This is a genomic window from Pseudomonas sp. MD195_PC81_125, from assembly GCF_014060985.1.
GTDB classification, from domain to species: Bacteria; Pseudomonadota; Gammaproteobacteria; order Pseudomonadales; family Pseudomonadaceae; genus Aquipseudomonas; species Aquipseudomonas parakoreensis.
Window position 1 is genome coordinate 1 of sequence record NZ_JABULD010000441.1, and the last position, 6,202, is coordinate 6,202.

Consider the following 6,202-nt stretch of genomic DNA (forward strand, 5'->3'; position numbering starts at 1 on the left):
ACAGGGCAACGCATTTCAAGGTGGGAGCGAGCCTGCTCGCGAAGACGCTCGCCCGAACACCGCATATTTCAGGGCAACCGCACCAGATCCCCCTTCAACGCCACCCGCGTCACAAACACCCCGGCCCGACACTCATAGGTATTCAAATCCTTGCGCACATGCTGGTCGTAATAGCTGACGATATTGACCACCGCATTCGCCCCGACCCGCTTGGCGTCGGCCTGCAACTTGATCAGGTTCGACTGCAGCACCCACTCGCAGGAATCGTGATCGCTCTTGTTGAAGCCGTTGGTGCGCAAATCACTGACCACATCCCGGCGCAACAACTGCTGCGTGCCCTGCGGCCCGTTGCCGATCAGATAAAACTTCACACTGCCATCCAGCCGTCCGGCGCGAATCGCATCCGAGAGCACGGTTTCGAACGGCATGTACATCAGGTTGGTGGCGTGGCTGGCGCTGGGCAATAGCCCGAGGAGTGCGGCGGCGATCAGGGCTTTCACTTGCATGGTCATCTCCTTGACTTTGCGAGTCAGCATTCAACGATTTATGGAGTGTAGACACCGTACGTCGGTGCAGAAAAAACCGTCTGGTACATGTGTAGCTCAAGGGCTACACTCTCGGTCATGCCTGAGATCATTCGAAGTTCAACATTCTCCAGCTGGCTTTTGAAGCTGGCTGACAGCCGCGCCAGGATGCGTATTCAGGTGCGCATTGATCGTATGGCCGATGGGAATTTTGGTGATGTCAAAGCCGTCGGTGAGGGGCTCAGCGAAGTCAGAATTGACTATGGCCCCGGATATCGAGTCTATTTCATGCAACAAGGTCGGCAAGTGGTCATCCTCCTTTGTGGTGGAGACAAGAGCAGCCAACCCCGAGATATCAAGCAAGCCAGGCTCATCGCGGAGTCTTGGCAGGAGCAAAACCCATGACCGAACAATTCACTCGTTGGGACTCAGCCGAGTACCTCAAGACAGAAGAGGACATGGCCAATTATCTGGATGCCTGCATGGAGGAGGCTGGAGATGATCCTGCCTTTATCGCCAAGGCACTGGGCACCATTGCGAGAGCGCGAGGCATGACCCAAGTCGCACGTGACGCCGGGCTGTCTCGAGAAAGTCTCTACCGTGCACTTTCAGGTGAAGGAAATCCTGAGTTTGGAACGATTCTGAAAGTGGTGAAGGCGTTGGGCTTGAAGTTACATGCCAGCACTTGAGCTGAACTGAATAGCAAAGGGCGCCGCAAGGCGCCCTCTGTCGTTTCTACTGTCAATCAATCGACGTGGGCCAAATCCCCACGCAACGCCACGCTCGACACCACCAGACCGGCGCGGCACTGGAATTTTTCGGTGTCTTTGTACAGGTCGCGCTGGTCGACGCTGGCGATGTTGATCACCGCGTTGGCGTCGGCTTTTTTCGCGGCGTTCTGCAGGGTGGCGAGGGCCGATTGCAGGGCCCAGAAGCAGGCGTCGGTGTCGGATTTGTTCGAGCCGTTGGTCTTGCGGCTGCTGCTCACGGTGTCGAGTTTGCGCACCTGCTTTGGCAGGGTTTCGCCGGCCAGGTAGAACTTCACGCTGCCGTCCAGCAGGCCGGCGTCGGTGGCGCGTTTGACGCCCTCGCGAAAGCTCAGGTAGGTCGGCTCGTCGGCGCCTTGCTTGACGATGCCCAGGTCGTTGACGAACTCGATGTCCGGGTTGATCGACAGTTCCTTGAGCACGTTGTCGCGCAGGCGGTTGACCCAGCGGTTGTAGTTGCCGTGGATCTTGCCGTCCTTGGCGTCGAGGCCGTAGCTGCTGCGGTAGTCGATTTCAAACGAGGTCGGGCTGAACGGGATGTCGACCTCGGCGTGGTGGCGGCCGCGTACCGTGATCGCCGCTTTGATCATGCCCGGGCGAACCGACTGCACCACCCACTGGCGGTCGTTGAGCGCGGTGACGATGGCGCGGCTCATCTGCGCCTGGGTGAATCCGAGGTTGGGCGAAAATTCTTCCTTGGCGTTGTAAACCGGTTTGCTGGTGCAACCGCCGAGCACCAAGGCCAAGGCCAGGGCCAGCAGGGCGGCGATGCGGTGAAACTGAGTCATTCCCTTCACTCCAAACGTGTTGCGGTCAGTGCCAGCGGCGGAAAATCAACGAGGTGTTGACGCCACCAAAAGCGAAATTGTTGTTCATCACGTAGTTGTGACGCATCTGGCGGAATTCGCCGCGCAGGTAATCGAGCTTGCCGCAGTGCGGATCGACCTCGTCGAGGTTGAGCGTGTGCACATACAGGTCGCGATTCATCATCTCGATGCTGAACCATGACTCCAGCGCGCCGCAGGCCCCCAGCGTGTGGCCGAGGAAACTCTTCTGCGAGCTGATCGGCATGTGTTCGCCGAACAGGCTGCTGGTCGCCAGTGTTTCGGCAATGTCGCCCTGTTCTGTAGCAGTGCCGTGACCATTGACGTAACCGATGGCGTCCGGCGTCAGCCCGGCATCTTCCAGCGCCAGCTCCATGGCGCGGCGCATGGTGACCTGTTCCGGGCGGGTGGTGTGCTGGCCGTCGGCGTTGCTGCCGAAGCCGACGATCTCGGCGTGGATCCGCGCACCGCGAGCCAGCGCATGCTCCAGCTCTTCGAGCACCAGCATGCCGCCGCCTTCGCCGATCACCAGACCGTCGCGGCCCTTGTCGTACGGACGCGGACTGGTCTGTGGCGCATCGTTTTTCAGACTGGTGGCGTACAGCGCATCGAAAACCATGGCTTCGGTCGGGCACAACTCTTCGGCGCCGCCGGCGAGCATCAGCGGCAGCGTCCGAACTTGATCGCTTCATACGCGTAGCCAATGCCCTGACTGCCGCTGGTGCAGGCGCTGGACGTCGGGATCAGGCGCCCGGTGAGGCCGAAGAAGATGCTGATGTTGGCCGCGGTGGTGTGCGGCATCATCCGCACGTAGGAGTTGGCGTTGAGGCCTTCGGCCACCGAATTGAGCAGCATGTTGCCGAAGGCCTTGATCTCGTCGGTGCTGCCGGTGGACGAACCGCAGGCCACGCCCATGCGCCCGTCCTTGATCGATTCATCGCCGAGCAGGCCGGCGTCGGCCAGTGCCTGTTCTGCCGCGCCTACGGCCAGCCGCGAGACCCGGCCCATGCTGCGCAGTTGCTTGCGGGTCCAGTGCGCCGGGACGAGAAAATCATCGATCGGCCCGGCCAGACGGGTGTTGAGTTCGCTGAACCGGTCCCACTCGTGCATGCGGCGAATGCCGCTGCGGTTGGCCGCGAAGTTGCCGGCGATGGTCTGCCAGTCGCTGCCAAGCGAAGTGATGCCGGCCATGCCGGTGACGACGACGCGCTTCATCAGCACAGGCCTCCGTTGACCGCCAGGACCTGACGGGTGATGTACGAGGCTTCCGCCGACATCAGGAAATTCACTGCACTGGCAACCTCTTGCGGGGTACCCATGCGTTGTGCGGGGATCATTTTCATCAGTTCTTCCACCGGCACGTTTTCATCCAGCATCGCTGTGTCGATCAGGCCCGGTGCGACGCAGTTAACGGTGATTTTGCGCTTGCCCAGTTCGATCGCCAACGCCTTCGCAGCGCCGATCACTCCGGCCTTGGAGGCGCTGTAGTTGACCTGGCCCCGGTTGCCGATCAAACCCGACACCGAGGTGATGCAGACGATCCGACCGGCGGCGCGACGACGGATCATCGGCATCATCACCGGGTGCAGGACGTTGTAGAAACCGTCGAGGTTGGTGCGCAGCACCACGTCCCAATCGTCATCGCTCAACGCCGGAAAAGCGCCATCGCGGGTCAGGCCGGCGTTAAGCACCACGCCGTAATAAGCGCCGTGGGTTTCGACGTCAGCTTCAAGGATGGTTTTGCAGGCTTCGCGGTCGGCGACGTCGAATTGCAGGATGCGTGCGTGACGGCCCAGCGCTTCGATCTCGGCCTGCACCGCTTGCGCTTCGGCAACGCCGCTGCGGCAATGCAGGACGATGTCGTGCCCGGCCTGCGCCAGACGCAAGGCAATGGCGCGGCCGATACCACGGCTGGAGCCGGTGACCAATACGGATTCAGTCATCGTTCGACTCCCTGTTTTGTTCAAGATATTGGCTGGGCTGCGGCGGGCGGAACACGTTCAACCGTGCGCTGGCCTCAATGCCGGGGGCGTTGATATGGCATTCGAAAACACCCATGCCGTTGTCGTCTTCCAGCGAACGGATGCCGTGGATGGTCAGTTCGCTGCCGGCCGGAAACGCTTCGACGTTGCACTCGAATTTACGCGTCCCGAGGAGGAAACCCAGCGCGACCGGGTTGCCTTTCTGTCGTGCGTGGCAACCGGCGAAGGCGGCTACGCTTTGCGCCATCAACTCGATGCCGACCCACGCCGGCAGGCTGCCGTCTGGCAGGTTGAACAAACCGTCGGGCTTGACTGTGAGGCGGGTGTGGATCTGCTCTTCGTCGAAGCTGAGGATGCGGTCGATCAGGATCATGTCGCCAGCGTGGGGCAGCAGTTCGGCGAGCGGCCAGTCGTTCATGGGGCGTCTCCGATAATCAGGCTGACGTTGTTGCCGCCGAAAGCAAACGAGTTGCTCATCAGGTAGCGGGGTGCAATGGACGACAGGCGTTCGCTCGCAGTCACCCACTTCAGCGCCGGCAAGTCGGGGTCGGGCTGGGCGTCCCAGACGTGGGGCGGCAAGGCATGCTGCGGGTTGTCGGCGCTCAGGCTCAGCCAGCAGAACGCTGCTTCCAGCGCACCGGCCGCGCCGAGGGTGTGACCGGTCATCGGCTTGGTCGACGAGCAGGCCACGCCGTCGGGAAACAGCGTGGCGACTGCCAGACTTTCCATCGCATCGTTGTGCTGGGTCGCGGTGCCATGCAGGTTCAGGTAGCTGATGTGCGCCGCTTGCAACTGTGCGCGGCTCAAGGCTTTCTGCATGGCTTGCAGGGCGCCGCGACCGCTCGGTTCCGGCGCGGAAATATGGTGCGCGTCGGAGCTGGCGCCGCTGCCGAGCAGGGCAATGGCCGGGCCGTCGCTGCGCTGCTGGCTCATCAGAAACAGCACCGCCGCTTCGCCGATGTTGATGCCGTTACGGTTGGCCGAGAACGGATTGCAGCGCTGGTCGGACACCGCTTCCAGCGCGCTGAAACCGTTGAGCGTCAGTTTGCACAGGCTGTCGACCCCGCCGCACAGCACCGCGTCGCACAGGCCCAGATCGAGCAGGCGCTGTGCGCTCATCAGCGCCCGCGCACTGGACGTGCAGGCGGTGGAAATCACGTAGGCCGGGCCGCTGAGTTGCAGCCAATCGGCGAGAAAGTTCGCCGGCGCTCCGAGTTCCTGTTGCCGATAGTCGTACTCGCCAGGGAACTGCTGCTCGCGAAGGTAGTGCGCCAGCCCGCGGCTGGCCTCGTCGATCCCCGAGGTGCTGGTGCCGAGCACCACGCCGATGCGCTCGCGACCATACGTCTGGATGGCCCGGTCGATGTCCTCGCGAATCTGCAGCGCGGCTTCCAGCAGCAGTTGATTGTTGCGGCTGCGCTGGTCGGCCAGTTCGGCCGGAATGGCCGCCAGCTCACCGTGTACCGCCGCCACGGGCAATTCACGCTCGGCGACCCAGCCGGACTCGCGGCGCATGCCCGAGCAGTCACCGGCAAACAGGTTCTGCGCGACCTGTTGCTTGTCGCGGCCCAGCGCGCAGATCACGCCGAGGGCATTGAGATAGGCAGTCATGGCGTCGGTTCACCGAGAGGAGAAACCCGATAGTGCGGGCCTTGGGGCAGATTCAATTGGAAACTCAACGGTTGTGCATAACGGATCGTCCAGCGCGGCGCCAGCGTGCGTTGCTCGCCCTGCTGCTGCGCGGTGGGGTAAGTGCGCGCCAGTTCGCCGGACGGGGTCAGGGCGAACAGCAGCGCGGCAAACAGCTCCCGGGCTTCGGGATTGGGCGGCAGCAGCCCGTCGGCCTGCCAGCGCCCGTCGATCAGTTGCTGACGGGCCTGGGGAATGCCCAGCGGATCCATCATCGACCAGCGGATGCCGGGGCCTTCGCGCTGGATCACCAACAGCCAGTCCTGACGCTGATCGGCCTGTTGGCGTTCGATGTGCAGTTGCAGCGGTAACGGCAGCGTCGGGTCGCTCGCGGGGCAGCGGGGCCTGGCTGGCGCAGGCACTCAGCAAAGCAAATGCCACTAAAAATCAGCCATACCGCAAACCTTGTGGGAGCT

Annotated in this window: 7 protein-coding genes and 2 pseudogenes; 2 read left to right on the forward strand and 7 right to left on the reverse strand. The window is 62.5% G+C overall.

What is annotated here, in order from left to right; all coding sequences use genetic code 11:
- Positions 1–68: 68 nt before the first annotated feature.
- The gene (locus HT737_RS17850) at positions 69–506 is read right to left on the reverse strand and encodes an excinuclease (RefSeq protein WP_182403483.1); all 438 of its coding nucleotides are present in this window, start codon (positions 504–506) and stop codon (positions 69–71) included.
- Between the two features lie 117 nt (positions 507–623).
- Between HT737_RS17850 and HT737_RS17855 the strand changes: the two genes are divergently transcribed.
- Complete coding sequence (locus HT737_RS17855) at positions 624–929, forward strand: type II toxin-antitoxin system RelE/ParE family toxin (protein WP_041074898.1); 306 nt, start codon at positions 624–626, stop codon at positions 927–929.
- The gene (locus HT737_RS17860) at positions 926–1,213 is read left to right on the forward strand and encodes an addiction module antidote protein (RefSeq protein ID WP_007943750.1); all 288 of its coding nucleotides are present in this window, start codon (positions 926–928) and stop codon (positions 1,211–1,213) included. Before HT737_RS17855 ends, HT737_RS17860 begins: the two co-directional genes overlap by 4 nt.
- A gap of 56 nt (positions 1,214–1,269) precedes the next feature.
- Here the strand turns inward: HT737_RS17860 and HT737_RS17865 are convergent, their stop codons facing one another.
- The 6 genes and pseudogenes from HT737_RS17865 to HT737_RS17890 all read right to left on the reverse strand — a co-directional run bounded on the left by HT737_RS17865 (position 1,270) and on the right by HT737_RS17890 (position 6,177).
- Entirely contained in the window at positions 1,270–2,079 is an 810-nt protein-coding gene (locus HT737_RS17865; RefSeq protein WP_041074895.1) for a hypothetical protein, read from the reverse strand.
- 25 nt (positions 2,080–2,104) lie between these two features.
- A pseudogene (locus HT737_RS17870) lies at positions 2,105–3,330 on the reverse strand (beta-ketoacyl-ACP synthase).
- Entirely contained in the window at positions 3,330–4,058 is a 729-nt protein-coding gene (fabG, locus tag HT737_RS17875; RefSeq protein WP_041074891.1) for a 3-oxoacyl-ACP reductase FabG, read from the reverse strand. The pseudogene HT737_RS17870 and the gene fabG overlap by 1 nt, the downstream one beginning before the upstream one ends.
- Positions 4,051–4,515: a hotdog family protein gene (locus HT737_RS17880; protein ID WP_182403485.1), complete on the reverse strand. Its 465-nt coding sequence runs from the start codon at positions 4,513–4,515 to the stop codon at positions 4,051–4,053. The genes fabG and HT737_RS17880 overlap by 8 nt, the downstream gene beginning before the upstream one ends.
- Positions 4,512–5,708, reverse strand: coding sequence for a beta-ketoacyl-[acyl-carrier-protein] synthase family protein (locus tag HT737_RS17885; protein ID WP_182403487.1), 1,197 nt, complete (start codon positions 5,706–5,708; stop codon positions 4,512–4,514). Before HT737_RS17885 ends, HT737_RS17880 begins: the two co-directional genes overlap by 4 nt.
- Positions 5,705–6,177: pseudogene (locus HT737_RS17890) on the reverse strand (hypothetical protein). Before HT737_RS17890 ends, HT737_RS17885 begins: the two are co-directional and overlap by 4 nt.
- Positions 6,178–6,202 lie beyond the last annotated feature (25 nt).

Bases quoted from the DNA above. Each gene is read 5' to 3' on its own strand.
- HT737_RS17865 (WP_041074895.1), bottom strand. From the start codon at position 2,079: ATGACTCAGTTTCACCGCATCGCCGCCCTGCTGGCCCTGGCCTTGGCC.
- fabG (WP_041074891.1), bottom strand. From the start codon at position 4,058: ATGACTGAATCCGTATTGGTCACCGGCTCCAGCCGTGGTATCGGCCGC.
- HT737_RS17855 (WP_041074898.1), top strand. From the start codon at position 624: ATGCCTGAGATCATTCGAAGTTCAACATTCTCCAGCTGGCTTTTGAAG.
- HT737_RS17880 (WP_182403485.1), bottom strand. From the start codon at position 4,515: ATGAACGACTGGCCGCTCGCCGAACTGCTGCCCCACGCTGGCGACATG.
- HT737_RS17860 (WP_007943750.1), top strand. From the start codon at position 926: ATGACCGAACAATTCACTCGTTGGGACTCAGCCGAGTACCTCAAGACA.
- HT737_RS17885 (WP_182403487.1), bottom strand. From the start codon at position 5,708: ATGACTGCCTATCTCAATGCCCTCGGCGTGATCTGCGCGCTGGGCCGC.
- HT737_RS17850 (WP_182403483.1), bottom strand. From the start codon at position 506: ATGCAAGTGAAAGCCCTGATCGCCGCCGCACTCCTCGGGCTATTGCCC.